Annotated in this window: 25 protein-coding genes; 20 read left to right on the forward strand and 5 right to left on the reverse strand. The window is 64.5% G+C overall.

The window, feature by feature from the left end; all coding sequences use genetic code 11:
* The first annotated feature begins 111 nt into the window (after nucleotides 1-111).
* The 3 genes from WFQ67_RS23925 (at nucleotide 112) to WFQ67_RS23935 (ending at nucleotide 3,358) form a co-directional block, all read left to right on the forward strand.
* Nucleotides 112-2,277, forward strand: a complete 2,166-nt coding sequence (locus tag WFQ67_RS23925) for an alpha-glucosidase (RefSeq protein ID WP_337058405.1) — start codon at nucleotides 112-114, stop codon at nucleotides 2,275-2,277.
* Nucleotides 2,278-2,421: 144 nt separating this feature from the next.
* Nucleotides 2,422-2,697 carry a YkgJ family cysteine cluster protein gene (locus tag WFQ67_RS23930; RefSeq protein ID WP_213629210.1) on the forward strand — a complete coding sequence of 92 codons (276 nt, stop codon included), beginning with the start codon at nucleotides 2,422-2,424 and terminating at the stop codon, nucleotides 2,695-2,697.
* A gap of 46 nt (nucleotides 2,698-2,743) precedes the next feature.
* Entirely contained in the window at nucleotides 2,744-3,358 is a 615-nt protein-coding gene (locus WFQ67_RS23935; RefSeq protein WP_337058406.1) for an START domain-containing protein, read from the forward strand.
* 215 nt (nucleotides 3,359-3,573) lie between these two features.
* Here WFQ67_RS23935 and gltA read toward each other — a convergent pair whose 3' ends face one another.
* Nucleotides 3,574-4,863: a citrate synthase gene (gene gltA, locus WFQ67_RS23940; protein WP_111262869.1), complete on the reverse strand. Its 1,290-nt coding sequence runs from the start codon at nucleotides 4,861-4,863 to the stop codon at nucleotides 3,574-3,576.
* Nucleotides 4,864-5,224: 361 nt separating this feature from the next.
* Here gltA and sdhC point away from each other — a divergent pair, with 361 nt between their 5' ends.
* The 12 genes from sdhC (at nucleotide 5,225) to WFQ67_RS24000 (ending at nucleotide 19,496) form a co-directional block, all read left to right on the forward strand.
* Nucleotides 5,225-5,599, forward strand: coding sequence for a succinate dehydrogenase, cytochrome b556 subunit (gene sdhC, locus WFQ67_RS23945; protein ID WP_111262870.1), 375 nt, complete (start codon nucleotides 5,225-5,227; stop codon nucleotides 5,597-5,599).
* Nucleotides 5,593-5,961: a succinate dehydrogenase, hydrophobic membrane anchor protein gene (gene sdhD / locus WFQ67_RS23950; RefSeq protein ID WP_111262871.1), complete on the forward strand. Its 369-nt coding sequence runs from the start codon at nucleotides 5,593-5,595 to the stop codon at nucleotides 5,959-5,961. Before sdhC ends, sdhD begins: the two co-directional genes overlap by 7 nt.
* A gap of 3 nt (nucleotides 5,962-5,964) precedes the next feature.
* Entirely contained in the window at nucleotides 5,965-7,737 is a 1,773-nt protein-coding gene (sdhA, locus tag WFQ67_RS23955) for a succinate dehydrogenase flavoprotein subunit (protein WP_213629212.1), read from the forward strand.
* A 26-nt stretch (nucleotides 7,738-7,763) separates the two neighbouring features.
* On the forward strand, nucleotides 7,764-8,471 hold the full coding sequence (locus WFQ67_RS23960; RefSeq protein ID WP_111262889.1) for a succinate dehydrogenase iron-sulfur subunit: 708 nt from the start codon (nucleotides 7,764-7,766) through the stop codon (nucleotides 8,469-8,471).
* A 248-nt stretch (nucleotides 8,472-8,719) separates the two neighbouring features.
* Nucleotides 8,720-11,551 carry a 2-oxoglutarate dehydrogenase E1 component gene (locus WFQ67_RS23965; protein WP_173179517.1) on the forward strand — a complete coding sequence of 944 codons (2,832 nt, stop codon included), beginning with the start codon at nucleotides 8,720-8,722 and terminating at the stop codon, nucleotides 11,549-11,551.
* Between the two features lie 44 nt (nucleotides 11,552-11,595).
* Nucleotides 11,596-12,825, forward strand: a complete 1,230-nt coding sequence (gene odhB / locus WFQ67_RS23970) for a 2-oxoglutarate dehydrogenase complex dihydrolipoyllysine-residue succinyltransferase (RefSeq protein WP_173179515.1) — start codon at nucleotides 11,596-11,598, stop codon at nucleotides 12,823-12,825.
* A gap of 89 nt (nucleotides 12,826-12,914) precedes the next feature.
* Nucleotides 12,915-14,351 (forward strand): dihydrolipoyl dehydrogenase, encoded by a 1,437-nt coding sequence (gene lpdA, locus WFQ67_RS23975; protein ID WP_111262875.1) that lies wholly within the window; start codon nucleotides 12,915-12,917, stop codon nucleotides 14,349-14,351.
* A 204-nt stretch (nucleotides 14,352-14,555) separates the two neighbouring features.
* A complete protein-coding gene (gene sucC / locus WFQ67_RS23980; RefSeq protein ID WP_111262876.1) occupies nucleotides 14,556-15,722 on the forward strand; it encodes an ADP-forming succinate--CoA ligase subunit beta in 1,167 nt (388 codons plus the stop codon).
* Nucleotides 15,722-16,609 carry a succinate--CoA ligase subunit alpha gene (gene sucD, locus WFQ67_RS23985; protein WP_111262877.1) on the forward strand — a complete coding sequence of 296 codons (888 nt, stop codon included), beginning with the start codon at nucleotides 15,722-15,724 and terminating at the stop codon, nucleotides 16,607-16,609. The genes sucC and sucD overlap by 1 nt, the downstream gene beginning before the upstream one ends.
* 277 nt (nucleotides 16,610-16,886) lie before the next feature.
* Entirely contained in the window at nucleotides 16,887-18,200 is a 1,314-nt protein-coding gene (gene brnQ / locus WFQ67_RS23990) for a branched-chain amino acid transport system II carrier protein (protein WP_337058407.1), read from the forward strand.
* Between the two features lie 157 nt (nucleotides 18,201-18,357).
* Complete coding sequence (locus WFQ67_RS23995; protein ID WP_173179511.1) at nucleotides 18,358-19,110, forward strand: DUF599 domain-containing protein; 753 nt, start codon at nucleotides 18,358-18,360, stop codon at nucleotides 19,108-19,110.
* Nucleotides 19,107-19,496, forward strand: a complete 390-nt coding sequence (locus WFQ67_RS24000) for an MAPEG family protein (RefSeq protein ID WP_173179509.1) — start codon at nucleotides 19,107-19,109, stop codon at nucleotides 19,494-19,496. The genes WFQ67_RS23995 and WFQ67_RS24000 overlap by 4 nt, the downstream gene beginning before the upstream one ends.
* Nucleotides 19,497-19,599: 103 nt before the next feature.
* Here the strand turns inward: WFQ67_RS24000 and WFQ67_RS24005 are convergent, their stop codons facing one another.
* Complete coding sequence (locus tag WFQ67_RS24005; RefSeq protein ID WP_213629215.1) at nucleotides 19,600-19,890, reverse strand: hypothetical protein; 291 nt, start codon at nucleotides 19,888-19,890, stop codon at nucleotides 19,600-19,602.
* Between the two features lie 130 nt (nucleotides 19,891-20,020).
* The gene (locus WFQ67_RS24010) at nucleotides 20,021-20,254 is read right to left on the reverse strand and encodes a hypothetical protein (protein ID WP_337058408.1); all 234 of its coding nucleotides are present in this window, start codon (nucleotides 20,252-20,254) and stop codon (nucleotides 20,021-20,023) included.
* Nucleotides 20,255-20,391: 137 nt separating this feature from the next.
* Here WFQ67_RS24010 and WFQ67_RS24015 point away from each other — a divergent pair, with 137 nt between their 5' ends.
* The 4 genes from WFQ67_RS24015 to htpG all read left to right on the forward strand — a co-directional run bounded on the left by WFQ67_RS24015 (nucleotide 20,392) and on the right by htpG (nucleotide 24,622).
* A complete protein-coding gene (locus WFQ67_RS24015) occupies nucleotides 20,392-20,847 on the forward strand; it encodes a PaaI family thioesterase (RefSeq protein ID WP_173179504.1) in 456 nt (151 codons plus the stop codon).
* Entirely contained in the window at nucleotides 20,844-21,287 is a 444-nt protein-coding gene (locus WFQ67_RS24020; RefSeq protein ID WP_111262884.1) for a PaaI family thioesterase, read from the forward strand. Before WFQ67_RS24015 ends, WFQ67_RS24020 begins: the two co-directional genes overlap by 4 nt.
* 47 nt (nucleotides 21,288-21,334) lie before the next feature.
* Complete coding sequence (locus WFQ67_RS24025) at nucleotides 21,335-22,582, forward strand: MFS transporter (RefSeq protein WP_337058409.1); 1,248 nt, start codon at nucleotides 21,335-21,337, stop codon at nucleotides 22,580-22,582.
* 135 nt (nucleotides 22,583-22,717) lie between these two features.
* Nucleotides 22,718-24,622, forward strand: coding sequence for a molecular chaperone HtpG (htpG, locus tag WFQ67_RS24030; RefSeq protein WP_337058410.1), 1,905 nt, complete (start codon nucleotides 22,718-22,720; stop codon nucleotides 24,620-24,622).
* Between the two features lie 196 nt (nucleotides 24,623-24,818).
* On the opposite strand, the gene WFQ67_RS24035 is transcribed toward htpG, so the two are convergent.
* Complete coding sequence (locus WFQ67_RS24035; RefSeq protein WP_213629220.1) at nucleotides 24,819-25,406, reverse strand: hypothetical protein; 588 nt, start codon at nucleotides 25,404-25,406, stop codon at nucleotides 24,819-24,821.
* Nucleotides 25,403-26,005 carry a hypothetical protein gene (locus WFQ67_RS24040; RefSeq protein WP_213629221.1) on the reverse strand — a complete coding sequence of 201 codons (603 nt, stop codon included), beginning with the start codon at nucleotides 26,003-26,005 and terminating at the stop codon, nucleotides 25,403-25,405. Before WFQ67_RS24040 ends, WFQ67_RS24035 begins: the two co-directional genes overlap by 4 nt.
* 264 nt (nucleotides 26,006-26,269) lie before the next feature.
* Between WFQ67_RS24040 and WFQ67_RS24045 the strand changes: the two genes are divergently transcribed.
* Nucleotides 26,270-26,995 carry a dienelactone hydrolase family protein gene (locus WFQ67_RS24045; RefSeq protein WP_213629222.1) on the forward strand — a complete coding sequence of 242 codons (726 nt, stop codon included), beginning with the start codon at nucleotides 26,270-26,272 and terminating at the stop codon, nucleotides 26,993-26,995.
* The last annotated feature ends 3 nt before the right edge of the window (nucleotides 26,996-26,998 follow it).

Consider the following 26,998-nt stretch of genomic DNA (forward strand, 5'->3'; position numbering starts at 1 on the left):
AATGGCGGTGCAGGACAAGAAAAGGGGCGAGCGATGCGCAGGTGGGTGAAAGGGACGGTGGCCATATTGCTGGCTGCGGCGGCGGGGGTGGCGGGATGGCAGGGGCTGCAGATGTGGAAGCAGCGCGCCGTGCTGGCTGAACTGGTGGTGCCACCGGCCTTCGCCGTACCCCGTGATTTCGATTTCGGTGACTACCGACTGGCCTGGAGTGGACACGGTCTGGCGCTGAGCCCGAAGGGCAACCCAGGCAAGCGGCTGTGGGCCACCGAGGGTGGCTTTCTCGCGGCCGGTATCGGCGAGGCCACGGTCGAAGAGCACCGCGGTTCCTTGTTCGTAGACGAGCGCCGGAAGCTCCTCTGCCGCGAGCAGAGCCTGGACAGCTTCCAGGGGGCGGGCCAGCGGTTGGTGCTGCGGGGCCACCTGCGTTGCGCCGACGGTACCGTGAGCGGCTATGCCCTGGTGCTGGAGGCCGATGGCGGACGCGGTGTGCGCCTGGCCGTGGCCCTGGATGACCCGCGCCTCAACCGCCTCTACCTGAACTGGCAGCGGGACGCCGACGAACGCTTCTTCGGCTTCGGCGAGCCGTTCAGCGCCTTCGAGCTGGCTGGCCGCCGCCTGCCCATCCTGGTGCAGGAACAGGGCATCGGCCGTGGCCTGCAGCCCATCGCCCCGGCTGCGGACCTCACGGCACGGGCCGGTGGCGATTGGTCGAGCAGCTACGCGCCGGTGCCCTATTTCCTCACCTCGAAGTTGCGCGCCTTCTTCAGCGAATCCAGTGCCTACCAGGTGTTCGACCTGCGCGACCCGGCTCGGGTGGGCCTGGAGGTGCACGAGGGCAACCTGACCGCGCGCATCTACAACGGCGACAGCCCGGCCGCCCTGGTACGGGCTCACACCTCCGTGGTCGGGCGCATGGCGCCGCTGCCGGACTGGACCCAGCACGGCGCCATCCTCGGCCTGCAAGGCGGCACCGAGCGGGTGCGCGAGTTGCTGGCGCGCGTCGATGCGGCCGGTGTGCCGCTGGCCGGCGTCTGGCTGCAGGACTGGGTGGGCCAGCGCAGTACCACCTTCGGCAAGCAGCTCTGGTGGAACTGGACCCTCGACCCGCGCCACTACCCGCAGTGGCAGGCCCTGAGCGCCGAACTCGAGGCACGCGGCATTCGCACCCTGGCCTACGCCAATCCCTTCCTGGCGGACATCACCGAGAAGGGTGGCGAACAGCGCAATCTGTTCCGCGAGGCCCGTGAGCGCGGATTCCTGATGAAGGGGGCGGACGGCGCGCCGCTGGACCTGCTCAACACCAGCTTCAGTGCGGGGCTCGTCGACCTGAGCAGCCCCGAGGCGCGTCGCTGGCTCAAGGACGTGCTGCGCACGGAGATGCTCGGCCAGGGCTTTTCCGGCTGGATGGCCGACTTCGGCGAGGCGTTGCCCTTCGAGGCGCGCCCGGCCTCGGGCGAGGAGGCGGCCTTGCTGCACAACCGCTTCCCGGAAGAGTGGGCACGGCTCAACCGTGAACTGGTGGAGGAGGTTGGCGGGGAAGGGGAGCTGCTGTTCTTCACCCGCGCCGGCTACAGCCGCAGCCCGGGCCTGACCACCAGCATGTGGCTGGGTGACCAGTTGGTGACCTGGGGCGCCCACGATGGCCTGCATAGCGCGCTGCTGGGGCTGCTCTCCGGCGGGCTTTCCGGGTTCGCCCTGAATCACGGCGATGCTGGCGGCTACACCACCATCAGCAACCCGCTGAAGGATTACCACCGCAGCGAGGAACTGCTGCAGCGCTGGGCGGAGTTCTCCGCCTTCACCAGCCTGCTGCGCACCCATGAGGGCAACCGCCCGGCGGACAACTCCCAGGTCTACGACTCGCCGGCGAGCCTGGCCCACTTCGCCCGTTGCGCCCAGCTGTTCGCCGCGCTGGCGCCCTACCGCAAGACGTTGATGGAGGAGGCGGCAGGTAGCGGGCTGCCACTGGTGCGTCCGCTCTGGCTGCTGTATCCCGACGATCCGGCGAGCCAGGAGTCGCAGCCGCGCAGCTTCATGCTGGGCGATCAACTGCTGGTGGCGCCTGTATTGGAGGCGGGCGTTGGGCGGCTGCAAGTGGTATTGCCGGCCGGGAGCTGGGTGCATCTGTGGTCGCGGACCACCTACCGGGCAGTGCCGGGCACACGGATCGAGGTCGCGGCGCCCATCGGCCAGCCGGCGGTGTTCTACCCGAAGGGCTCGGCGGTGGGCGAAGCGTTGCGCCGGGCGCTGCGGGAGCGGGGGCTCACTGGCTCCTGAGGCCGGCGGGAGCGTACTGCGGGTTCGGTGGCGCCCATCAGGGTGAGGCTTTTGCTGGGCTGATTGGGGGATATCCCATTTATTCGGAGGCGCAGGTAGAATTCGCGCCCTTCATCGGCCGTGGCTTACAGAGAGGCCTCCGTCATGATCTGCCGTGCAGGCTGTGGCGCCTGTTGCATCGCGCCCTCCATCAGTTCTCCGATCCCCGGGATGCCCAATGGCAAGGCAGCGGGGGAGCGGTGTGTCCATCTTTCCGTCGAGCACCTTTGCGCGATCTTCGGCCAGCCAAGCCGCCCGAAGGTGTGCAGCGACTTCGATGCCGATCCTTTTGTCTGTGGCGACAGCCGGGAAGAGGCGATACGTTTGCTGGGCTGGTTGGAACAAGAGACGGCCGTGGCGGTCAGTCAATCTATCCAGTAGCCGTCCGGATGGACGACGGCTGGTCATCATAAGAAGGAGAACAAAGATGGTTTCGCTGCAACGAATCGCTATGATCTGCGGCTTCAGCGCGACGGCGCTGATGGTTGCTACTGCCCATGCCGAAGACTGGAAGTTGGCCAAGGACGAGGACGGCATCAAGGTGTACCTGAGCGAGGTGGCCGGTTCCAAGTACAAGGCCTATCGCGGGGTCGCCACCCTCAAGACCGACGTCGCCACCCTGCGTAAGCTGCAGGAAGACGTTTCCGGCTCCTGCGCCTGGATCCACGAGTGCGAGCAGCAGAAACTGCTCAAGTCGGAAGGCGCCGACAGCTGGACCTACACCCGCTTCAATACCCCCTGGCCGGTCACCCCGCGTGACTCGGTGATCCACGCCACCACCACCGAAGGTGCCGATGGCAGCCTGACCCGCACCCTCAAGGGTGAGCCCAAGTACCTGCCCGAAGAGAAGGGGTTCGTGCGCGTAGCGGCCGTGGAAGGGGTGTGGAAGTTCGTGCCCAAGGGCCCGGGCGAGGTGGAAGTGACCTATCAGGTGCACACCGAGCCGGGCGGCAGCGTGCCATCCTGGCTGGCCAACAGCTTCGTGGTCGATGCGCCGTTCAACACGATCAGCCACCTGCGTGAACGCGCCGAGAAGAAGTGAACGAACGGTCGTATTGAAAAGAGGCCCCGCGATGCGGGGCCTTTTCATTCGTGCGGCAGCCGGGGCGCGCCTTGCGGTGGCGAGAGGGAAGAGCCCGGTAGGCGCATCGGTGCGTGAACGGGGGACGTGGCGATAGTGGCCGCCAGCCTCGCATGCCTGGCTGGCGCCCATGAAAAAGCCCCGCAAGTGCGGGGCTTTTCTTGGAGCGGTACGTCTTACTTGCGCTTGTCGAGCGAGACGTAGTCGCGTTGCTCGTAGCCGGTGTACAGCTGGCGCGGACGGCCGATCTTGTACGGGCTGGAGAGCATCTCCTTCCAGTGGGAGATCCAGCCGACGGTGCGCGCCAGGGCGAAGATCACGGTGAACATGCTGGTCGGGATGCCGATCGCCTTGAGGATGATCCCCGAGTAGAAGTCGACGTTCGGGTACAGGTTGCGTTCCTTGAAGTACGGATCAGTCAGGGCGATCTCTTCGAGACGCATGGCCAGTTCCAGTTGCGGATCGTTCGTGATCCCCAGTTCCTTCAGGACTTCGTCGCAGGTCTGCTTCATCACGGTGGCGCGCGGGTCGCGGTTCTTGTAAACGCGATGGCCGAAGCCCATGAGCTTGAACGGATCGTTCTTGTCCTTGGCCTTGGCGATGAACTTGTCGATGTTCGAGACATCGCCGATCTCATCGAGCATGGTCAGTACCGCTTCGTTGGCACCGCCGTGCGCCGGGCCCCACAGGGCGGCGATGCCGGCTGCGATGCAGGCGAACGGGTTGGCACCGGAGGAACCGGCCAGACGTACGGTGGAGGTGGAGGCGTTCTGCTCGTGGTCCGCATGCAGGATGAAGATGCGATCCATGGCCTTGGCCAGTACCGGGCTGATCGGTTTGATCTCGCACGGGGTGTTGAACATCATGTGCAGGAAGTTTTCCGCGTAGTTCAGGTCGTTGCGCGGATACATCATCGGCTGGCCCATGGAGTACTTGTAGACCATGGCAGCGATGGTGGGCATCTTGGCGACCAGGCGGATCGCGGAGATTTCGCGATGGTGCGGGTCGTTGATGTCCAGGGAGTCGTGATAGAAGGCGGAGAGGGCGCCTACTACACCGCACATGATCGCCATCGGATGGGCGTCGCGGCGGAAACCGTTGAAGAAGCTCTTCAGCTGTTCGTGAACCATGGTGTGGTTCTTGACGGTGCTGACGAACTTGGCCTTTTCCTCGGCGCTGGGCAGTTCGCCATTCAGCAGCAGGTAGCAGGTTTCCAGGTAGTCGGATTCTTCGGCCAGTTGTTCGATGGGGTAGCCGCGATGAAGCAGCACGCCCTTGTCGCCGTCGATGTAGGTGATCTTCGACTCGCAAGAGGCGGTAGACATAAAGCCAGGATCAAAAGTGAAGCGACCCGTGGAGGTCAGGCCCCGCACATCGATTACATCGGGACCTACGGTACCGGACAGAACGGGCAGCTCGACGGGGGCAATGCCCTCGATGATCAACTGCGCTTTTTTGTCAGCCATAGCGGCCTCCTATTTATGCTTGAAATCATCAGACAGCCCCCCACGCAGGGCCCGCACCACTATAGTGAGATAAATGCGAATGTCAATTTGAAGAAACCCATGTAGGAGAGGGGTTTGCGGGGTGTTTTTCGCTGAAAAAGGGCGCTATTTACGCCTTTTATATAAGGAGCGCAATCCGCTCTTAGGGGGAGGCCTTTCCGTTGTCATTAGTCAGCTAACTGTCTATACTCAGCGCCCGACTGCCAGGGGCCCTGAAGCCCGTATTCTGGAGGTCGGCACTCCCTTGGTGAGGGGTACCTGACCAGTGCACTTCCCGACAACTTGCCCTGATTGTTAGGGGCCTCAGTGTGAAAAAAAAGCCGTGAATAGCCAACGACCTGTAAACCTAGATCTCAGGACCATCAAACTCCCAATCACTGCTTACACGTCCATTCTCCACCGTATCTCTGGCGTCATCCTCTTCGTCGGCATCGCTGTGCTGCTTTACGCACTCGGCAAGTCGCTGGCATCCGAGGAAGGCTTCGAGCAGGTGAAGGCGTGCCTGACCAGTCCGCTGGCCAAGTTTGTGATTTGGGGCCTGCTGTCCGCATTGCTTTATCACCTGGTCGCCGGTGTGCGCCACCTGGTGATGGATGCGGGTATCGGCGAGACGCTCGAGGGCGGCAAGCTGGGCTCGAAAATCGTCATCGCGATTTCCGCGGTGCTGATCGTGCTGGCGGGGGTGTGGGTATGGTAACCAATGTCACGAACTTCTCGCGTTCGGGCCTCTATGACTGGATGGCTCAGCGCGTTTCTGCGGTCGTTCTCGCGGCTTATTTCCTTTTCCTGCTGGGCTACCTCGTTGCGAATCCCGGCCTGACCTATGCTGACTGGCATGGTCTGTTCTCCCAGAACTGGATGCGCATCTTCAGCCTGCTCGGGCTGGTTGCTCTCGGTGTACATGCCTGGGTTGGCATGTGGACCATCTCCACTGACTACCTGACGCCGATGGCGCTGGGCAAGTGGGCAACCGTTGTGCGTTTCCTGTTCCAGGCAGTCTGCGGCATCGCCATGTTCGCGTACTTCGTCTGGGGCGTGCAGATTCTGTGGGGTATCTGATTCATGTCTAGCATTCGTACTCTTTCCTACGACGCCATCATCGTCGGCGGCGGTGGCGCTGGTATGCGCGCCGCGCTGCAATTGGCGCAGGGCGGCCACAAGACTGCTGTGGTCACCAAGGTCTTCCCGACCCGTTCTCACACCGTTTCCGCCCAGGGCGGCATCACCTGCGCCATCGCTTCGGCCGACCCGAACGACGATTGGCGCTGGCACATGTACGACACCGTCAAGGGCTCCGACTACATCGGTGACCAGGACGCGATCGAATACATGTGCTCCGTCGGCCCGGAAGCCGTGTTCGAGCTGGAACACATGGGCCTGCCGTTCTCCCGTACCGAGCAGGGCCGCATCTACCAGCGTCCGTTCGGTGGCCAGTCCAAGGACTTCGGCAAGGGTGGCCAGGCCGCCCGTACCTGCGCTGCCGCCGACCGTACCGGTCACGCGCTGCTGCACACTCTGTACCAGGCCAACCTGAAGAACGGCACCTCGTTCCTCAACGAGTGGTACGCCGTCGACTTGGTGAAGAACCAGGATGGCGCCGTGGTCGGCATCATCGCCATCTGCATCGAGACCGGCGAGACCGTCTACATCCGCTCCAAGGCCGTGGTGCTGGCCACGGGCGGCGCTGGCCGCATCTATGCGTCCACCACCAACGCCCTGATCAACACCGGTGACGGCATCGGCATGGCCCTGCGTGCAGGCGTGCCGGTCCAGGACATCGAAATGTGGCAGTTCCACCCGACCGGTATCGCCGGTGCCGGCGTGCTGGTGACCGAAGGTTGCCGTGGCGAGGGTGGCTACCTGATCAACGCCCATGGCGAGCGCTTCATGGAGCGTTACGCTCCGAACGCCAAGGACCTGGCCGGCCGCGACGTGGTCGCCCGTTCCATGGTCAAGGAAGTGCTGGCTGGCAACGGCTGTGGCCCGGACAAGGACCACGTGCTGCTGAAGCTCGACCATCTGGGCGAGGAAGTGCTGCACAGCCGCCTGCCGGGTATCTGCGAACTGTCGAAGACCTTCGCCCACGTCGACCCTGTCGTCGCGCCGGTGCCGGTGATCCCGACCTGCCACTACATGATGGGCGGCGTTGCCACCAACATCCATGGCCAGGCCATCACCCAGGATGCCAACGGCAAGGACACCATCATCGACGGCCTGTTCGCGGTCGGCGAAGTCGCCTGCGTATCCGTACACGGTGCCAACCGTCTCGGCGGCAACTCGCTGCTCGACCTGGTGGTATTCGGTCGTGCTGCCGGCCTGCACCTGGAAAAAGCCCTCAAGGAAGGTATCGAGCACCGCGGTGCTTCGGAAACCGACCTGGAGCTGTCGCTCAAGCGCCTGTCCGGCGTCAACGAGCGCAGCAGTGGCGAAGACGTGGCTCCGCTGCGTAAAGAACTGCAGAACTGCATGCAGAACTACTTCGGCGTATTCCGTACCGGCGAATACATGCAGAAAGGCATCGCTCAGCTGGCCGACCTGCGCGAGCGCATCGCCAACGTGAAGATCGCCGACAAGAGCCAGGCCTTCAACACCGCGCGTATCGAGGCGCTGGAACTGCAGAACCTTCTCGAAGTGGCCGAGGCTACCGCGATCGCAGCGGAGGTCCGCAAGGAATCCCGCGGCGCGCACGCCCGCGAAGACTTCGAAGATCGTGACGACGAGAACTGGCTGTGCCACACCCTGTATTTCCCGGGTGAGAAACGCGTTACCAAGCGCGACGTCAACTTCACGCCCAAGACCGTTCCGGCGTTTGAACCCAAAGTACGTACCTATTAAGGGTGGCTGATATGTCGCAAGCCAACATTCTGAAAGTCAGCGTTTATCGCTACAACCCGGACCAGGACGCTGCGCCCTTCATGCAGGACTTCCAGGTCGATACCGGCGGCAAGGACATCATGGTCCTGGACGTGCTGGCCCTGATCAAGGAGCAGGACGAGGGTTTCTCCTACCGTCGCTCCTGCCGTGAAGGCGTCTGCGGTTCCGACGGCATGAACATCAACGGCAAGAACGGCCTGGCCTGCATCACGCCGATCTCCGCTGCCGGCCTCAAGGGCGGCCAGCTGGTGATCCGCCCGCTGCCTGGCCTGCCGGTCATCCGTGACCTCGTCGTCGATATGAGCATCTTCTACAAGCAGTACGAGAAGGTGAAACCCTTCCTGCAGAACGACGCGCCCGCCCCGGCGATCGAGCGTCTGCAGTCCCCGGAAGAGCGCGAGAAGCTGGACGGTCTGTACGAGTGCATCCTGTGCGCCTGCTGCTCGACCTCCTGCCCCTCCTTCTGGTGGAACCCGGACAAGTTCCTCGGTCCCGCTGCACTGCTGCAGGCCTATCGCTTCCTGGCCGACAGCCGTGACACCAAGACCGAAGAGCGTCTGGCAGCGCTGGACGATCCGTTCAGCGTGTTTCGCTGCCGCGGCATCATGAACTGCGTGAGCGTCTGCCCCAAGGGTCTGAACCCGACGAAGGCGATCGGCCACGTACGTCACATGCTGCTGCAAAGCGGTACTTGATGCGCTTCATGCTTTACCCGTGACACCTGCGGCGCCGGTTTGCTTCCGGCGCCGCAGTAAAACCAGGACAGCAGCTCACAAAGCGGCGGTCCTTACTTGAAAATACATAGATGACCAGCAGGGGCAACCGGGCTGGTGCCCGGACTATCTGCGGGATCCTTGGTGGCTTTACCGAGTCGCTGTGCCAGGACTGTTGAAACCACGATGATTCCACGCCGGTGGTGTCCCCTTACCGAGGGTGACCAAGCATGCAAGAAAGCGTAATGCAGCGCATGTGGAACAGCGCCCACCTATCCGGTGGCAACGCTGCATATGTGGAAGAGCTCTATGAGCTTTACCTGCACGATCCCAACGCTGTGCCCGAAGAGTGGCGCACCTACTTCCAGAAGTTGCCGGCCGACGGCAACGCCGCCACCGACGTATCGCATTCTACTGTCCGCGACCATTTCGTCCTGCTCGCCAAGAACCAGCGCCGTGCCCAGCCCGTTTCGGCTGGCAGCGTCAGCAGCGAGCACGAGAAGAAGCAGGTCGAAGTCCTGCGCCTGATCCAGGCCTACCGCATGCGCGGCCATCAGGCGGCGACGCTCGACCCCCTCGGCCTCTGGCAGCGCAAGGTGCCGGCCGATCTGTCGATCAACCATTACGGCCTGACCGACGCCGACCTCGACACCACCTTCCGTACCGGTGAGCTCTACATCGGCAAGGAAGAGGCGACCCTGCGCGAGATCCATCAATCGCTGCAGCAGACCTACTGCCGCACCATCGGTGCCGAGTTCACCCACATCGTCGATTCCGACCAGCGCAAGTGGTTCCAGCAGCGCCTGGAAAGCGTGCGTGGCCGCCCGGCGTTCTCCGCCGAAGTGCAGAGCCACCTGCTCGAGCGCCTGACCGCAGCCGAAGGCCTGGAAAAGTACCTGGGCACCAAGTACCCGGGCACCAAGCGTTTCGGCCTGGAAGGTGGCGAAAGCCTGATTCCGATGCTGGACGAGATCATCCAACGCTCCGGCGCCTACGGCACTCAGGAAATCGTCATCGGCATGGCCCACCGCGGCCGTCTGAACGTCCTGGTCAACACCTTCGGCAAGAACCCGCGCGACCTGTTCGACGAGTTCGAGGGCAAGAAGGTCGAGGGCCTGTCCTCCGGTGACGTCAAGTACCACCAGGGCTTCTCCTCCAACGTCATGACCTCGGGCGGCGAAGTCCACCTGGCGCTGGCGTTTAACCCCTCCCACCTGGAAATCGTCTCCCCGGTGGTCGAGGGTTCCGTGCGCGCCCGTCAGGACCGCCGCAAGGACAAGGCCGGCGACAAGGTACTTCCGATCTCCATCCACGGCGACGCCGCCTTCGCGGGCCAGGGCGTGGTCATGGAAACCTTCCAGATGTCGCAGACCCGCGGCTACCGCACCGGCGGTACCGTGCACATCGTCATCAACAACCAGGTCGGCTTCACCACCAGCCGTCAGGACGACTCGCGCTCCACCGAGTACGCCACCGACGTCGCCAAGATGATCCAGGCGCCGATCTTCCACGTGAACGGCGACGATCCGGAAGCCGTGCTCTTCGTGACCCAGCTGGCCGTCGACTACCGCATGCAGTTCAAGCGTGACGTGGTCATCGACCTGGTCTGCTACCGCCGTCGCGGCCACAACGAGGCCGACGAGCCGAGCGGCACCCAGCCGCTGATGTACCAGCAGATCGCCAAGCAGCGCACCACGCGTGAGCTCTACGCCGATGCCCTGATCCAGTCCGGCGTGCTCGACAACGAGCGCGTGCAGACCAAGATCGACGAGTACCGCACCGCCCTGGACAACGGCCAGCACGTGGTCAAGAGCCTGGTGAAGGAGCCCAACAAGGAGCTCTTCGTCGACTGGCGCCCCTACCTGGGCCATGCCTGGACCGCTCGCCACGACACCCGTTTCGAGCTCAAGACCCTGCAGGATCTCTCCGCCAAGCTGCTGGAGATCCCGGAAGGCTTCGTCGTCCAGCGCCAGGTTTCGAAGATCCTCGAAGACCGCCAGAAGATGGGCGCCGGCGGCCTGCCGATCAACTGGGGCTACGCCGAGACCATGGCCTACGCCACCCTGCTGTTCGAAGGCCACCCGGTCCGCATCACCGGCCAGGACGTGGGTCGCGGTACCTTCTCGCACCGCCATGCGGCGCTGCACAACCAGAAGGACGCCGGCACCTACCTGCCGCTGCAGAACCTGTTCGACGGCCAGCCGAGCTTCGAACTATACGACTCCTACCTGTCCGAAGAGGCCGTGCTGGCCTTCGAATACGGCTACTCCACCACCACGCCCAACGCGCTGGTGATCTGGGAAGCCCAGTTCGGTGACTTCGCTAATGGCGCCCAGGTGGTGATCGACCAGTTCATCACCAGTGGCGAGCACAAGTGGGGTCGTCTCTGCGGCCTGACCATGCTGCTGCCGCACGGCTACGAAGGGCAGGGCCCGGAGCACTCCTCCGCACGCCTGGAGCGTTACCTGCAGCTGTGCGCCGAGCACAACATCCAGGTCTGCATGCCGACCACCCCGGCGCAGATCTACCACCTGCTGCGTCGCCAGGTGATCCGCCCGCTGCGCAAGCCGTTGGTCGTATTGACGCCCAAGTCCCTGCTGCGCCACAAACTCGCCATCTCCACCCTGGAAGATCTGGCCGAGGGTTCGTTCCAGACCGTCATCGGCGAGATCGACCCGATCGATCCGAAGAAGGTCGAGCGCCTGGTGCTGTGCAGCGGCAAGGTCTACTACGACCTGCTGGAAAAGCGTCGTGCCGAAGGCCGCGAAGACATCGCCATCGTGCGCATCGAGCAGCTCTATCCGTTCCCGGAAGACGACCTGGCCGAAGTTCTTGCCCAGTACAAGAACCTCAAGCACATCGTCTGGTGCCAGGAAGAGCCGATGAACCAGGGCGCATGGTACTGCAGCCAGCATCACATGCGTCGTGTCGCGGCGGCCCACAAGAAAGGGCTGTTCCTCGAGTACGCCGGTCGTGACGCGTCGGCCTCGCCGGCCTGCGGCTATGCCTCGATGCACGCCGAGCAGCAGGAAAAACTGCTGCAAGATGCCTTTACTGTTTAACGCCTTCGCGCAGATAAAACCGAATTAGATAGGAACCCATACAAATGGCTATCGAGATCAAAGCCCCTACATTCCCCGAGTCGGTTGCCGATGGCACCGTAGCCACCTGGCACAAGAAGCCGGGCGAGGCCGTGAAGCGTGACGAGCTGATCGTCGACATCGAAACCGACAAGGTGGTGATGGAAGTGCTGGCCGAGGCCGACGGCGTCCTGGCCGAGATCGTCAAGAACGAGGGCGACACCGTCCTCAGTGGCGAACTGCTGGGCAAACTGACCGAAGGTGGCGCTGCCGCCGCCGCTCCCGCCGCAGCAGCCCCGGCTGCCGCTCCCGCTGCCCAGGCCGCCGCTCCGGCTGCCGGTGGCGACGACGCCATCCTCTCGCCGGCCGCTCGCAAGCTGGCCGAAGAGAACGGCATCGACCCGAACAGCATCGCCGGCACCGGCAAGGGCGGTCGCGTGACCAAGGAAGACGTGGTCGCCGCCGTCGAAGCGAAGAAATCCGCTCCGGCCGCCGCCCCGGCTGCCAAGGCTGCCGCTCCGGCCGCCGAAGCCCCGGTCTTCGCCGCGGGTGATCGCGTCGAGAAGCGCGTCCCGATGACCCGCCTGCGTGCCAAGGTCGCCGAGCGCCTGGTCGAAGCCCAGTCCACCATGGCCATGCTGACCACCTTCAACGAAGTCGACATGACCGAAGTCATGGCCCTGCGTTCGAAGTACAAGGACCTGTTCGAGAAGACCCACAACGGCGTCCGCCTGGGCTTCATGTCCTTCTTCGTCAAGGCTTCCGTCGAGGCGCTGAAGCGTTTCCCGGCGGTCAACGCCTCGATCGACGGCAACGACATCGTCTACCACGGCTACCAGGACATCGGCGTTGCCGTTTCCAGTGACCGTGGCCTGGTGGTTCCGGTCCTGCGCAACGCCGAGCTGATGAGCCTGGCGGAAGTCGAGAACGGCATCGCCACCTTCGGCAAGAAGGCGCGCGAGGGCAAACTGTCCATCGACGAGATGACCGGTGGCACCTTCACCATCACCAACGGCGGTACCTTCGGTTCGATGATGTCGACCCCGATCGTCAACCCGCCGCAGGCCGCTATCCTCGGCATGCACAACATCATCCAGCGTCCCATGGCCGTGAACGGCCAAGTGGTCATCCGCCCGATGATGTACCTGGCTCTGTCCTACGATCACCGTCTGATCGATGGCAAGGAAGCCGTCAGCTTCCTGGTGACCATCAAGAACCTGCTGGAAGACCCGGCTCGTCTGCTGCTGGACATCTAAATCAGTTGCAAGCCACACGCCGCAAGCTGCAGAACATCGCAGCCCGGCCCGTGGCTTGCCGCTCGAAGCTCGAGGCTTAGGAGAACGTTATGACCCAGAAATTCGACGTGGTAGTGATTGGTGCGGGCCCCGGCGGTTACGTCGCGGCCATCAAGGCAGCCCAACTGGGCCTGAAGACCGCCTGCATCGAGAAGTACCAGGACAAGGACGGCAAGACCGCTCTGGGCGGTACCTGCCTGAACGTCGGCTGCATTCCGTCGAAGGCGCTGCTGGACAGCTCCTACAAGTACCACGAGGCCATCGATGGCTTCAAAATCCATGGCATCGAAGCCAAGGGCGTCAGCATCGACGTACCGGCCATGGTCGCGCGCAAGAACGGCATCGTTAAGAACCTGACCGGCGGCGTGAGCACCCTGTTCAAGGCCAACGGCGTCACCCTGCTGGAAGGCCACGGCAAGCTGCTGGCCAACAAGCAGGTCGAAGTCACCGGTTCCGACGGCAAGACCCAGATCGTCCAGGCCGAGAACGTGATCCTGGCATCCGGCTCCCGCCCGGTGGAAATCCCCCCGGCTCCCATCGACCAGGACGTCATCGTCGACTCCACCGGCGCCCTGGACTTCCAGGCCGTGCCGAAGAAGCTCGGCGTGATCGGCGCTGGCGTGATCGGTCTGGAGCTGGGCTCCGTATGGGCCCGCCTGGGTGCCGAAGTCACCGTGCTGGAAGCCCTGGACAAGTTCCTCCCGGCCGCTGACGAGCAGATCGCCAAGGAAGCCCTCAAGGTCCTCACCAAGCAGGGCCTGAAGATCCGCCTGGGCGCCCGTGTCACCGGTACCGAAGTGAAGAAGAAGCAGGTCACCGTCAGCTTCACCGACGCCGAAGGCGAGCAGAAGCAGGTGTTCGACAAGCTGATCGTTGCCGTTGGTCGTCGTCCGGTCACCACCGACCTGCTGGCTGCCGACAGCGGCGTTACCCTTGACGAGCGCGGCTACATCTACGTCGACGACCACTGCAAGACCTCCGTTCCCGGCGTCTTCGCCATCGGCGACGTGGTGCGTGGTGCGATGCTGGCCCACAAGGCATCGGAAGAGGGCATCATGGTCGCCGAGCGCATCGCCGGCCACAAAGCCCAGATGAACTACGACCTGATCCCATCGGTGATCTACACCCACCCGGAAATCGCGTGGGTCGGCAAGACCGAGCAGTCCCTGAAGGCCGAAGGCGTCGAAGTCAACGTCGGCACCTTCCCCTTCGCGGCCAGCGGTCGCGCCATGGCTGCCAACGACACCACCGGCCTGGTCAAGGTCATCGCCGATGCCAAGACCGACCGCGTCCTGGGCGTCCACGTGATCGGCCCGAGCGCTGCGGAGCTGGTACAGCAAGGCGCGATCGGCATGGAGTTCGGCACCAGCGCCGAAGACCTGGGCATGATGGTCTTCTCGCACCCGACCCTGTCCGAGGCGCTGCACGAAGCGGCCCTGGCCGTGAACGGCCACGCGATCCACATCGCCAACCGCAAGAAGCGTTGAGAAATCAGCCGGGGATGCCGCGCCCTGTTGCGGCCTCCCCAGCGGATTCCTGACAGAAGAACCACGGCGGGCCACCCGTCGTGAGTCCCTCAGGGGCTCACCGCGGAAAGCCCGCCGGACTGCCTTCAGAAGCAGTCACAGGTGGCGCGGCACCACGAATGCAGCGCCGAATGGGCAATACCCAAACGAAGACGGTAGACAAGCATGAATCTCCACGAATATCAGGGTAAGCAGCTGTTCGCTGAGTACGGCCTGCCCGTATCCAAGGGCTTCGCCGTGGATACCCCGGAAGAAGCCGCAGAAGCCTGCGAAAAAATCGGTGGCAGCGAGTGGGTCGTCAAGGCCCAGGTCCACGCCGGCGGCCGCGGTAAAGCGGGCGGCGTGAAGCTGGTCAAGAGCAAGGACGACGCCAAGGCGTTCGCCGCCAACTGGCTCGGCAAGCGCCTGGTGACCTACCAGACCGACGCCAACGGCCAGCCGGTCAGCAAGATCCTGGTCGAGTCCTGCACCGATATCGCCAAGGAACTGTACCTGGGCGCCGTGGTAGACCGTTCCAGCCGCCGCATCGTGTTCATGGCCTCCACCGAGGGTGGCGTGGACATCGAGAAAGTAGCCCACGAGACTCCCGAGAAGATCCTCAAGGCCACCGTTGACCCGCTGGTCGGCGCTCAGCCCTACCAGGGTCGTGAACTGGCCTTCCAACTGGGCCTGCAAGGCGACCAGATCAAGCAGTTCACCCACATCTTCGTGAACCTGGCCAAGCTGTTCCAGGACTACGACCTGGCCCTGCTGGAAGTGAACCCGCTGGTGATCAAGGCCGACGGCAACCTGCACTGCCTGGACGCCAAGATCAACATCGACAGCAACGCCATGTACCGCCAGCCCAAGCTGCGCGCCATGCACGACCCGTCCCAGGACGACGCGCGTGAAGCCCATGCGCAGAAGTGGGAACTGAACTACGTCGCGCTGGAAGGCAACATCGGCTGCATGGTCAACGGCGCTGGCCTGGCCATGGGCACCATGGACATCGTCAACCTGCACGGTGGCAAGCCTGCCAACTTCCTCGACGTCGGCGGCGGCGCTACCAAGGAGCGCGTGACCGAAGCCTTCAAGATCATCCTGTCCGACAGCAACGTAGCTGCCGTACTGGTGAACATCTTCGGCGGTATCGTTCGTTGCGACATGATTGCCGAAGGCATCATCGGTGCAGTGAAGGAAGTCGGCGTGAAGATCCCGGTGGTCGTCCGCCTGGAAGGCAACAACGCCGAACTCGGCGCCAAGGTACTGGCCGAAAGCGGTCTGAACATCATCGCTGCGACCAGCCTGACCGACGCTGCCCAGCAGGTCGTCAAGGCCGCGGAGGGTAAGTAATGAGCGTCCTGATCAATAAAGACACCAAAGTAATCTGCCAGGGCTTCACCGGCTCGCAGGGCACCTTCCACTCCGAGCAAGCCATCGCCTACGGCACCAAGATGGTTGGCGGCGTGACCCCCGGCAAGGGTGGCACCACCCACCTCGGCCTGCCGGTGTTCAACACCGTCAAGGAAGCCGTGGAAGCCACCGGCGCCGACGCATCGGTGATCTACGTTCCGGCTCCGTTCTGCAAGGATTCCATCCTCGAAGCGGCTTTCGGCGGCATCAAGCTGATCGTCTGCATCACCGAAGGCATCCCGACCATCGACATGCTGGAAGCCAAGGTCAAGTGCGACGAGCTGGGCGTACGCCTGATCGGCCCGAACTGCCCGGGTGTGATCACTCCTGGCGAGTGCAAGATCGGCATCATGCCGGGTCACATCCACCTGCCGGGCAAGGTAGGCATCGTGTCGCGTTCCGGCACCCTGACCTATGAAGCCGTGAAGCAGACCACCGACGCCGGCTTCGGCCAGTCCACCTGCGTGGGCATCGGTGGCGACCCGATCCCGGGCTCCAACTTCATCGACATCCTGAAGCTGTTCCAGGAAGACCCGAAGACCGAAGCGATCGTCATGATCGGTGAGATCGGCGGTTCCGCTGAAGAAGAAGCCGCTGCCTTCATCAAGGCCAACGTGACCAAGCCGGTGGTGTCCTACATCGCCGGTGTCACCGCACCGCCCGGCAAGCGCATGGGCCACGCCGGCGCCATCATCTCCGGCGGCAAGGGCACTGCGGACGAGAAGTTCGCCGCCCTGCAGGACGCGGGTGTGAAGACCGTGCGTTCCCTGGCCGACATCGGCAAGGCCCTGGCCGAGCTGACCGGCTGGGAAGTGAAGAAGGCCTAAGGCTTTCCGATCTGAGCAAAGGCCACCTTCGGGTGGCCTTTGTGTTTTTTCGCGCCTGTTGTTCAGGCGACAGATAGTTAAGTCCAGTCGACAGGCTGATGCATGTCAGTGCCGGTAGGCTGAACAAATCGCTAGTCTTGCACCCCTCAAGCTCGCCAGGCTCCACAAGGGCAGGGAACGGGCACCCATGGTCGATCCCAAAACGGATGGATGACGTTTCCCGTACCCCGGGGAAACCCTCTGAAACTATGAAATTCTGCCTGTGGTATTCCTCCCTATGACTCGTTTGAAAGGCTCGGACCTCCTGGCCCTCGGCTTCATGACATTCGCGCTGTTCCTTGGCGCCGGCAACATCATTTTTCCGCCCAGCGCCGGCATGGCTGCGGGTGAAAACGTCTGGCGCGCCGCGCTCGGCTTCCTGCTCACCGGCGTCGGCCTGCCGCTGCTCACCGTGGTCGCCCTGGCACGTGTCGGGGGCGGCATGGACCGCCTCACCGCGCCGCTCGGCAAGGCTGCCGGCCTGGCCTTCGCGGTAGCCGTGTACCTGGCCATAGGGCCTCTTTTCGCCACCCCGCGTACCGCCGTGGTTTCCTTCGAGATGGGTGTTGCGCCATTCACCGGAGAAAGCGGCATCGCACTGTTCACCTACAGCGTGCTGTACTTCGGTGCCGTGCTGTTCCTGGCCCTGAATCCCGGCAAGCTGGTGGACAGCATCGGCAAGTTCATCACCCCTGTGCTGCTGGCAGCGCTGCTGGTTCTGGGCGGTGCCGCGATGAGCATGCCGGCCGGTCCCATCGGCAGCACCTCGCAGGCTTACCAGGCTGCGCCGCTGGTGGAAGGTTTCCTGCAGGGCTACCTGACCATGGACACCCTGGGTGCGCTGGTATTCGGCATCGTCATCGCCACGGCCATCCGCGACCACGGTGTCGAAGATGCCGGCCTGGTTACTCGCTACTCCGTCATAGCCGGGATCATCGCTGCTTCCGGACTGGCCGCCGTCTACCTCGCGCTCTTCTATCTGGGAGCCACCAGCCAGGGCATCGCCGGTGACGCACAGAACGGTGTACAGATCCTCACCGCCTACGTTCAGCACACCTTCGGCACCGTCGGCAGCCTGCTGCTGGCCGTGGTCATCACCCTGGCCTGCCTGACCACCGCCGTCGGCCTGCTGACCGCGTGCGGCGAGTTCTTCAGCCGCATCCTGCCGGTCTCCTACCGCACCGTGGTACTGGGGCTGGCCGCGTTCAGCCTGCTGGTGGCCAACCAGGGGCTGACCCAGCTGATCGCCTTCTCGGTGCCTGTGCTGGTGGGGCTGTATCCCCTGGCGATCGTCCTGGTGGCATTGAGCCTCTGCAATCGCCTGTGGCTGTCGTCGCGTCGCGTCTTCGTGCCCACGATGCTCGTTGCCCTCGTCTTCGGCCTCATCGACGGCCTGGGCGCTGCCGGCTTCAAGTCGTTGGTACCGTCCTTCATCGAGCACCTGCCGTTCTCCAGCCAGAGCCTGGCCTGGCTGCTGCCGGTGCTGCTGGTCCTGGTGCTGGCGGTTATCGCCGACCGCCTGGCGGGCCGCCCCGCCGTCGTGCCGGCCTGAGCCGCTTCGCACCCTTTGAGAGGCCACCTGCGGGTGGCCTTTTTCCTGCCACCGCGCCTGGTTGGAAGCGGGTGCGGTGTTGCGTCGGTGACCGGGTGTCTTCCCCGGCGGCGTTGACGTCTACAGGGCGGTTCCCCTTATCCGCACCAGGCCACCCATGAACGACATTTCCGAGCTGATCGACTTCCACTACCTGTGGAACCTGCTGGCCATCCTCTGGTTCATCCTCTGCTGGGGTGGCTACACCCGCTACGCCACCTGGAAGGGCAGGGACACCCCGTGCCTCGCCTCGGTCATGCACCTGTATCGCGAAGACTGGATGCGCCGCCTGCTGCTGCGCGACAACCGCATCGCCGACGCCAGCGTGATCGGCAACCTGGAGCGCAACGCCTCCTTCTTCGCCTCCAGCACCCTCATCATCCTCGCCGGCGTGCTCACCGTGCTCGGCTCCACCGACCGCGCCGTCTCCATCCTCGCCGACCTGCCGTACGTCGAGCCCGCCAGCCGGGGCATCTCCGAGGTCAAGCTGCTGGCCATCGCCGTGGTGTTCGTCTACTCCTTCTTCACCTTCAGCTGGTGCATGCGCCAGTACAACTTCGCCGCCGTACTGGTGGGGGCGGCGCCGATGATCGGCGAGCGCAACGTCGGCGACCAGGAACGCAAGGACTTCGCCGTGCGCACCGCGCGGGTCATCTCGCTCGCGGCCAACCAGTTCAACCTCGGCCTGCGCAGCTACTACTTCGGCCTGGCCATGCTGGCCTGGTTCATCAACCCCTGGTTCTTCATGCTGATCACCGCAGGCGTGGTCCTGGTGCTGTATCGACGCGAATTCCACTCCGCTGTGCTAGAGGTGATGGTGTACACCCCGACGACACAGGCGGCGGAGCCGCCGAAGGAGAAAAACGAATGAGTATTCCGTTCTGGTGCGTGTTCTTCGCTGCCCTGCTGATCTACATCGCCAAGATTCCCGTGGCCAGGGCCATGAAGGAGGAGGGCGGCGGCTACGACAACCACCACCCCCGGGCCCAGCAATCCCGCCTGACCGGCTTCGGCGGTCGTGCGCTGGGGGCGCACCTGAACAGCATCGAGATCTTCCCGCTGTTCGCCGCCGGCGTGCTGATGGCCCACACCACCGACACCCGTGGCTGGCTGATCGACCTGCTGGCGCTGGTGTTCATCGTCTCCAGGGTGATCTACCTGTTCCTCTACTGGAACGACATCCACCTGCTGCGCAGCCTGGTATGGGTGGTCGGGCTCGTGTGCTGCCTGCTGTTGATGCTCAGCCCGGTGCTCTGACTCATCGTCACCCCCTCGCAGGCGGGGGCGACCGAATGGCACCCGGCAGATACGAGAAGGCCCGCATGATGCGGGCCTTTGCGTTGGGAGATGGAGCCTGGGGTCACTTGCCGTCGATGGCGTCCTTGGCTTCGTCGCCGGCGCCTTCCACCGCATCGCCGATGTCATCGGCGGCCTCTTCGGCCTTCTCGCCGGCGGTGGGTTCGTGACCGGTGATCGGGTCGGCCTTCCGTTCGGCCGCCTCGCCGCTTTCCTTCGCCGCGTCGCCCAGGGATTCCATGGCTTCGGATGCCGATTCCTTGGCCGCTTCCATCTTGTCTTCCGGGGTCTTTTCGCAGGCTGCCAGGCCGAGGGTCACGGCCAGGATCAGGGCATAGGGAAGGGGATTGAGCACGGTATGTCTCCTGGTTCTCTAGGGGCGGGATGAGTGGCCTCATCGCGTGCCGTTTGGAGCCCAGGCGTTTCGCTTTAGTTCCTTGGGACGCCGCCAGCCCTCATGGCGCAAGGGCTGGCGGCTGCCGCTGTTACTGCTGGCCGCTGGGCTGGCCACCCTGCGGGGCGGCTTCCGGTGCGGTGCTCGGCGCAGCCGGGGTGGAGGGGGCCGGAGCCGGGGTCTGCGGGGCACCGCCAGGTGCCGGCTGGGTGGCGGCGGGCGGGGTTTCGCTCGGCTGGGCGGCCTTGTCGTCAGCGGGTTTGTCGCAGGCGGCGAGGCTCAGGCTCGCGGCGATCAGCAGGGCATAGGCATAGGACTTGTGCATGGGGGGTCTCCTTGGTCTCGGTTGTTGCACGACGAGCTTTCGAGTCCCCCTGTGCCCCGGAAGTTCAGCCGGATCGCCCCGGCGGCGGGCCGCGCGGTATCATGCGCGCCTTCACGCCAACGCCATGGAACCACCGGATGAGCGACAACCCCATTCTCGACAATGCCCAGCGCTTCCTGTCCGTGCTGCGCCACTGCCAGGTGCTCGGCCTGCGCGTGCACGATGCCGACAGCCGGGGCCTGACCCTGTGCCTGCCCTACAGCGAGCGGATCATCGGCAACCCGGAAACCGGCGTCATCCATGGCGGCGCCATCACCACCCTGATGGACACCACCTGCGGCATCTCCACCGTCTGCGTGCTCCCGGAGTTCGAGATCTGCCCGACCCTCGACCTGCGCATCGACTACATGCACCCGGCCGAGCCGAACAAGGACGTCTTTGGTTTCGCCGAGTGCTACCGCGTCACGCCCAACGTCATCTTCACCCGCGGCTATGCCTACCAGGACGACCCGGAGCAGCCCATCGCCCATGTGGTCGGTGCCTTCATGCGCATGGGCAAGCCCAGCCAGCTGAAGAAGGGGAGCGCGGCATGAAGCTCGATCTCGACGCCCTGGTACGAGAAGCCCACGAGAAGAACGACTACGACTCGCTGGTGTGCCTGATCCCCTACGCCAAGCTGCTGGGCATCGAATGCCTGCGCCTGGGGGAGGACATGGTGTTCCGCCTGCCGGCGAACAAGGACAACATCGGCAACCCGACCTTGCCGGCCATCCACGGCGGCGTGATCGCCGGCTTCATGGAGCACGCCGCGATGCTCCACCTGCTGATGTTCATGGGCATTCCACATTTGCCCAAAATCATCGACTTCTCGATAGATTACCTACGCGCCGGGCACTATCGTGACACCTTCGCCACCTGCCAGGTCTGGCGACAAGGCCGTCGCGTCGCCAACGTTGCCATCACCGCCTGGCAGACCAACCAGACCGAGCCCATCGCCACCGCCCGCGCCCACTTCAAGGTCGACGAACCCTGACCCGTGGCCGGGTGCGATACGCCCGGTCACGCACCAAGGAATCCTGGATGGATGCACTACTGATACTCGGCGGGCTGCTGCTGATCCTCGCCAGCCTCGTCTGGCTGGTCATGCTCGCCTTCGGTACCAGCCTGCTGTGGGGGATCGGCAGCCTGTTGCCGCCGCTCACCCTCGGCTACATCGCCGCGCACTGGCGCACCGCGCGCAAGGCGGTGATGCTTGCGGCCCTCGGCGTCATCCCGCTGATCGTCGGGCTGACCCTCCTGGCCAATCGCGACCCCGAGCGCCTGCACGCCCTGGTCAGCCTCGAATGGCTCAAGGGCGAGCGCAAGGCGCCGAGCGAACTGGCCATCGACCTGCGCGGCGAGCTCAACGGCCAGCCCTTCCAGCCCCAGCAGGCCGAGCTCATCGATGGCGTGCTCAGCCTGCGTGAAGGCCAGGACTTCTTCGCCCACCGCGAGGTGAGCATCCGCCTGGGCCAGCAACCCGGGGACGAACTGCGCCTGGACGTGCTGCCCGAAGATGCCGGCAGCAAGCCCGAGGTCGAGATCAGCTGGCTGCTGCCCGAGCAGGAGCTGCCCGAGGCGCGACGCCTGGGCAGGGGCTACACCCTGCACCTGGACCTCAAGCGGCGCGGCCCGAACACCCTCGCCGGTGCCTTCCACCTGGTGCTGCCGCCGCAGTTCCACACCACCCTGAGCGGTGAGGTCGAGCTGTTCACCGACCGCCTGCGCTACCGGGACGGGCAGGTCGACCTGCGCCACGACTCCATGGACACCCTGCACTACGTCGCCCGCGACTACCTGCAGCGCCGTTTCGCCACCCGCCAGGTCGAAGTGGCACGGCTGCCGACCGCCAGCCTGCCCGCGCGCGAACTGGAGCTGGAAGTCGACGCCCGCATCGACGGCACCGCCCAGCGCCTGCCGCTGCAGTTCATCCGCAGCGACCTGCGCGGCTGGGCCATCCGGGGCGACCGCTTCCCGGCCTTGCCAGCGGTCGAAGCCAAGCCCGAGACCGCCAGCGCCAAGGCCGAGGACGCCCCGGCCGAACGCACCTCGCGTCCGGCCGACCGGCGCCAGCGCTTCTCCCTGGAGCGCCTGCTGAACAACCCCAACCACTACCAGAACCTCGCCATGCGCGTGCAGACCCAGCGTGGCAGCCTGGCCGAAGGGCGCTTCAACGGCATCAACGGTGCCGGCCAGATCATCATCCGCCGCAACATCTCCGGGCAGGGCGAGGCCAGCTTCGTGCTGCGCCCCGAAGAGATCGCCCGCATCGAGCTGCTCGAGCCCTGACCCCCGCCGTCACGGCCGCCCGCCCGGGCGGTCGTCGACGCCCTCCATGCAAGCCCTTGAAATTGAACAGCAAGCCCCCATCTGGATGACATCCGCCGCAGTCGCGGCCTATATCATCCGTGGAGTTAGACGACCATGAGTGTGGAGACTCAAAAAGAAACCCTGGGCTTCCAGACCGAAGTGAAGCAACTGCTTCACCTGATGATCCATTCCTTGTACTCCAACAAGGAAATCTTCCTGCGCGAGCTGATCTCCAACGCCTCCGACGCCGCCGACAAGCTGCGTTTCGAAGCGCTGGCCAAGCCGGAGCTGCTCGAAGGCGGCGCCGAGCTGAAGATCCGCGTGAGCTTCGACAAGGATGCCAAGACCGTCACCCTCGACGACAACGGCATCGGCATGAGCCGCGATGAAGTCATCGCCCACCTGGGCACCATCGCCAAGTCCGGCACCGCCGACTTCCTGAAGAACCTGTCGGGCGACCAGAAGAAGGACTCGCATCTGATCGGCCAGTTCGGCGTGGGCTTCTACTCCGCCTTCATCGTCGCCGACAAGGTGGACGTGTTCACCCGTCGCGCCGGCCTCTCCGCCGCCGAGGGCGTGCACTGGTCGTCGAAAGGCGAGGGCGAGTTCGACATCGCCAGCGTCGAGAAGGCCGAGCGCGGCACCCGCATCGTCCTGCACCTGAAAGCCGGCGAGGAAGAGTTCGCCGATGGCTGGCGCCTGCGCAACGTCATCAAGAAATACTCCGACCACATCGCCCTGCCCATCGAACTGCCGAAGGAGCACTACGGCGAAGAGAAGGACAAGCCGGCCGAGCCCGAGTGGGAGACCGTCAACCGCGCCAGCGCCCTGTGGACCCGTCCGCGCACCGAGGTGAAGGACGAGGAATACCAGGAGTTCTACAAGCACGTCGCCCACGACTTCGAGAACCCGCTGTCCTGGAGCCACAACAAGGTCGAGGGCAAGCTGGAATACACCTCCCTGCTCTACGTCCCGGCCCGTGCGCCGTTCGACCTGTACCAGCGTGAAGCGCCGCGAGGCCTCAAGCTCTACGTCCAGCGCGTATTCATCATGGACCAGGCCGAACAGTTCCTGCCCTTGTACATGCGCTTCATCAAGGGCGTGGTGGACTCCAACGACCTGTCCCTGAACGTCTCCCGCGAGATCCTCCAGAGCGGCCCGGTGATCGACTCCATGAAGTCGGCGCTGACCAAGCGCGTGCTGGACATGCTGGAGAAACTGGCCAAGAACGAGCCCGAGCAATACAAGGGCTTCTGGAAGAACTTCGGCCAGGTCCTCAAGGAAGGCCCGGCGGAGGACTTCGCCAACAAGGAGAAGATCGCCGGCCTGCTGCGCTTCGCCTCCACCAGCGACGAAAGCGGCGAGCAGAGCGTCTCCCTGGCCGACTACATCGGCCGCATGAAGGAAGGCCAGGACAAGGTCTACTTCCTCACCGGCGAATCCTACGCCCAGGTGAAGAACAGCCCGCACCTGGAAGTCTTCCGCAAGAAAGGCATCGAAGTGCTGCTGCTCACCGACCGCATCGACGAGTGGCTGATGAGCTACCTCACCGAATTCGACGGCAAGCACTTCGCCGACGTGGCACGTGGCGACCTCGACCTCGGCAAGCTGGACTCGGAAGAGGACAAGAAGGCCCAGGAAGAAGTGGCCAAGGCCAAGGAAGGGCTGGTCGAGCGCCTCAAGGCCGCCCTCGGCGATGACGTCTCGGAAGTGCGCGTCTCGCACCGCCTGACCGACTCCCCGGCGATCCTCGCCATCGGCGAACAGGACCTGGGCCTGCAGATGCGCCAGATCCTCGAAGCCAGCGGGCAGAAGGTGCCGGATTCCAAGCCCATCTTCGAGTTCAACCCCAGCCACCCGCTGATCGAGAAGCTGGACAACGAGCAGGATGAAGAGCGCTTCGGCGAGCTGTCCCACATCCTCTTCGACCAGGCCGCCCTGGCCGCCGGCGACAGCCTGAAGGACCCGGCCGCCTACGTGCGCCGCCTGAACAAGCTGCTGGTGGAACTCTCCGCCTGAGGCGTGTGAAGCACCCCGGAAAGGCCCGCGTAAGCGGGCCTTTTTCATGGGCGCAGCATGACGGTGCTCTTGGTCGGGTGGGTGGAGCGCAGCGAAACCGCGATTGCCAGGCCCCAGGCTCACCCATCCTCCGGCCCATCACCCCAAACGAAAAAGGCCCGCAATTGCGGGCCTTCTTCATGGCCTGGCGGGCGGGTCAGAACACGCCGTTCTTGCTGGCGTCGAGGATGGTCGCCTTGTTGTTGTCGTAGTGGATCTGGTTGATCTTGCTGAACGGGTTGGCAACCACGACGCCGGGGAACAGCAGGATCTGCATCCAGGTGCGCACGCTGTCCTGCTTGGTCACCTCGGCCAGCACCTTGCCGTCGCGGCTGCGGTAGGTGGTCTGGGTGATCACGCGGTCCTCGGCGGTGGACGGCACCACCATCAGGGTCAGGCCGCTGATGAAGGCCAGCGCCATGCTGCCGTGGCCGTCGTTGGTCACCTTCACCTCGGCGGTGATGTCGGCGTCACCGAAGCCTTCGGTGACCGAGGAGAACAGGTTCGATTCCTTGTAGGCCTTGCCGGTGATGTCCGACCAGGCTTTTACGGTGGCCGGCTGCACGGCGCCATCGACGTCGTTCATCTTGACCTTGCCTTCCACTACGTAGCGCAGCGAGGGCTTCTGTTCCCCGGCTTGCGGCCAGTTGCCGAGATTCTCGGTCTCGCCCGAACGGAAGCCGGCACAGCCGGTGAGCAGGGCCAGGCCCAGGAGGAGGGTGGTGATGCGCAGGACGTGGGTCATTTCGTTTGTTTTCCAAGATCGGATTGGTATTGGTCGAGCAGGTCGGCGAGTGCGCCCTGGCGTTCGGGGCCGCCACTGACCGGGCCCAGCGAGTAGAGCGAAATACTGCGCTCGCCGTACTGGCGGGTCTGGTAGCTGTAGAGCAGCTTGCCCTGGGCGTCGCTCACCTGGAGGCGGCCGCTGACGTTGGACTCGTCGATGTGGGTGGTGCCGCCGAACCAGATGTAGCCGGTCAGGGTCACGATGGCGAAAGGGAAGTACCCGCCGTAGGGACGACGGTGGACGTTGTAGGTGTCGAAGCTGAACGACAGCACCTGGTCGTCCGGGGCGATGGCCTGCCCGGGCATGCGCACGTCGCTGAAGCGGTTGCTGGCCTTGAGGTAGTTTCCCAGGCTCAGGGTCATGCCGTTGGACTCGGTCTTCCCGGCGTTCCACTTGACGAAGGTCTTGTCGGTCACCTCGACACGGGCGAGGGCGACGCTTTGCCGGGCAGGGCTGGCGGCTTTGTCGGGGGCGGGGAAGTCGGTGCCCTGGGGCACGGTCACGCAACCACCCAGCAGGGACAGGGAAAGAAGGACAGCGGCGAAAGGCCCCTTCATGTCACGCTCCTTGTGAGAAGAATTCGGTTGGAAGTCATGGATGCCGGAAAACCGGCGGCGGCATGATGCCAATCTGATGGCGGTGTCGCAAGTTGCAGCGCCACCCAGGAACCAGGAACGCGATCGGGCTCACGGCTTCGGGCGCCGCGTCATCGCCATCCAGCCCGTGCGTTCGCCTCCAAGCGCGGCTAAGCTCCTTCGCTCGGGCCAGGAGCCCCAGGCCAGAGCGGACGGCCGTCCCCCTTCCACGATGAGAGGTGATCCATGAGTCAGATCCGCGCCCACGCCATCAGCTATGAAGTCGACGGCCAGGTCTTCGAGGGGCAACTGGTCTATGACCCCAATGTCGAAGACCCACGGCCGGGCCTGCTGATGGCACCCAACTGGTTCGGCATCACCGAAAGCGCCATCCAGACCGCGCGCCAGGTGGCCGAGGAGAGGAGGGTGGTGCTGGTGGCCGACCTCTACGGCGCCGGGGTGCGGCCTGCCGATGCCCATGAAGCGGGGGCCGCCATGGCGCCGCTCAAGGAAGACCGCGAGCTGTTGCGCCGGCGCATGCTCGCCGCGCTGCAGGCCCTGCGCGAGCAACACGCGGTGACGGTCGACCCTCAGCGCCAGGCCGCCTTCGGCTTCTGCTTCGGCGGCACCTGCGCCCTGGAGCTGGCCCGCGCGGGGGCCGATCTCAAGGCCTTCGTCTCCTTCCACGGCGCACTGGACACGCCCGACCCGGCAGTCGCCAGGCGCATCAAGGGCGCAGTGCTGGTGCTCGATGGCGCCGCCGACCCACTGGTGCCCCGCGAGCAACTGCCCGCCTTCGCCGCCGAGATGAGCGCCGCCGGGGTCGACTGGCAACTGCTCAGCTACGGCGGCGCCGTGCACTCCTTCACCGACCCCGACGCCAAGCGCCCCGGCGTCGCCGAATACAATGCGCGGGTCGCCCGGCGGGCCTTCGCGGCCATGGATGCATTGCTGGACGAAGTCTTCACCTGACCG

Source organism: Pseudomonas sp. USHLN015 (assembly GCF_037153275.1).
GTDB classification, from domain to species: Bacteria; Pseudomonadota; Gammaproteobacteria; order Pseudomonadales; family Pseudomonadaceae; genus Metapseudomonas; species Metapseudomonas tohonis.

Bases quoted from the DNA above. Each gene is read 5' to 3' on its own strand.
- WFQ67_RS23925 (WP_337058405.1), top strand. From the start codon at position 112: ATGTGGAAGCAGCGCGCCGTGCTGGCTGAACTGGTGGTGCCACCGGCC.
- sucC (WP_111262876.1), top strand. From the start codon at position 14,556: ATGAATCTCCACGAATATCAGGGTAAGCAGCTGTTCGCTGAGTACGGC.
- WFQ67_RS24010 (WP_337058408.1), bottom strand. From the start codon at position 20,254: ATGCACAAGTCCTATGCCTATGCCCTGCTGATCGCCGCGAGCCTGAGC.
- brnQ (WP_337058407.1), top strand. From the start codon at position 16,887: ATGACTCGTTTGAAAGGCTCGGACCTCCTGGCCCTCGGCTTCATGACA.
- WFQ67_RS24015 (WP_173179504.1), top strand. From the start codon at position 20,392: ATGAGCGACAACCCCATTCTCGACAATGCCCAGCGCTTCCTGTCCGTG.
- gltA (WP_111262869.1), bottom strand. From the start codon at position 4,863: ATGGCTGACAAAAAAGCGCAGTTGATCATCGAGGGCATTGCCCCCGTC.
- sdhA (WP_213629212.1), top strand. From the start codon at position 5,965: ATGTCTAGCATTCGTACTCTTTCCTACGACGCCATCATCGTCGGCGGC.
- WFQ67_RS24000 (WP_173179509.1), top strand. From the start codon at position 19,107: ATGAGTATTCCGTTCTGGTGCGTGTTCTTCGCTGCCCTGCTGATCTAC.
- WFQ67_RS23935 (WP_337058406.1), top strand. From the start codon at position 2,744: ATGGTTTCGCTGCAACGAATCGCTATGATCTGCGGCTTCAGCGCGACG.
- WFQ67_RS24020 (WP_111262884.1), top strand. From the start codon at position 20,844: ATGAAGCTCGATCTCGACGCCCTGGTACGAGAAGCCCACGAGAAGAAC.
- WFQ67_RS24035 (WP_213629220.1), bottom strand. From the start codon at position 25,406: ATGACCCACGTCCTGCGCATCACCACCCTCCTCCTGGGCCTGGCCCTG.
- WFQ67_RS23995 (WP_173179511.1), top strand. From the start codon at position 18,358: ATGAACGACATTTCCGAGCTGATCGACTTCCACTACCTGTGGAACCTG.
- htpG (WP_337058410.1), top strand. From the start codon at position 22,718: ATGAGTGTGGAGACTCAAAAAGAAACCCTGGGCTTCCAGACCGAAGTG.
- odhB (WP_173179515.1), top strand. From the start codon at position 11,596: ATGGCTATCGAGATCAAAGCCCCTACATTCCCCGAGTCGGTTGCCGAT.
- sucD (WP_111262877.1), top strand. From the start codon at position 15,722: ATGAGCGTCCTGATCAATAAAGACACCAAAGTAATCTGCCAGGGCTTC.
- lpdA (WP_111262875.1), top strand. From the start codon at position 12,915: ATGACCCAGAAATTCGACGTGGTAGTGATTGGTGCGGGCCCCGGCGGT.
- WFQ67_RS24045 (WP_213629222.1), top strand. From the start codon at position 26,270: ATGAGTCAGATCCGCGCCCACGCCATCAGCTATGAAGTCGACGGCCAG.
- WFQ67_RS24040 (WP_213629221.1), bottom strand. From the start codon at position 26,005: ATGAAGGGGCCTTTCGCCGCTGTCCTTCTTTCCCTGTCCCTGCTGGGT.
- WFQ67_RS24025 (WP_337058409.1), top strand. From the start codon at position 21,335: ATGGATGCACTACTGATACTCGGCGGGCTGCTGCTGATCCTCGCCAGC.
- WFQ67_RS23965 (WP_173179517.1), top strand. From the start codon at position 8,720: ATGCAAGAAAGCGTAATGCAGCGCATGTGGAACAGCGCCCACCTATCC.
- sdhD (WP_111262871.1), top strand. From the start codon at position 5,593: ATGGTAACCAATGTCACGAACTTCTCGCGTTCGGGCCTCTATGACTGG.
- WFQ67_RS23930 (WP_213629210.1), top strand. From the start codon at position 2,422: ATGATCTGCCGTGCAGGCTGTGGCGCCTGTTGCATCGCGCCCTCCATC.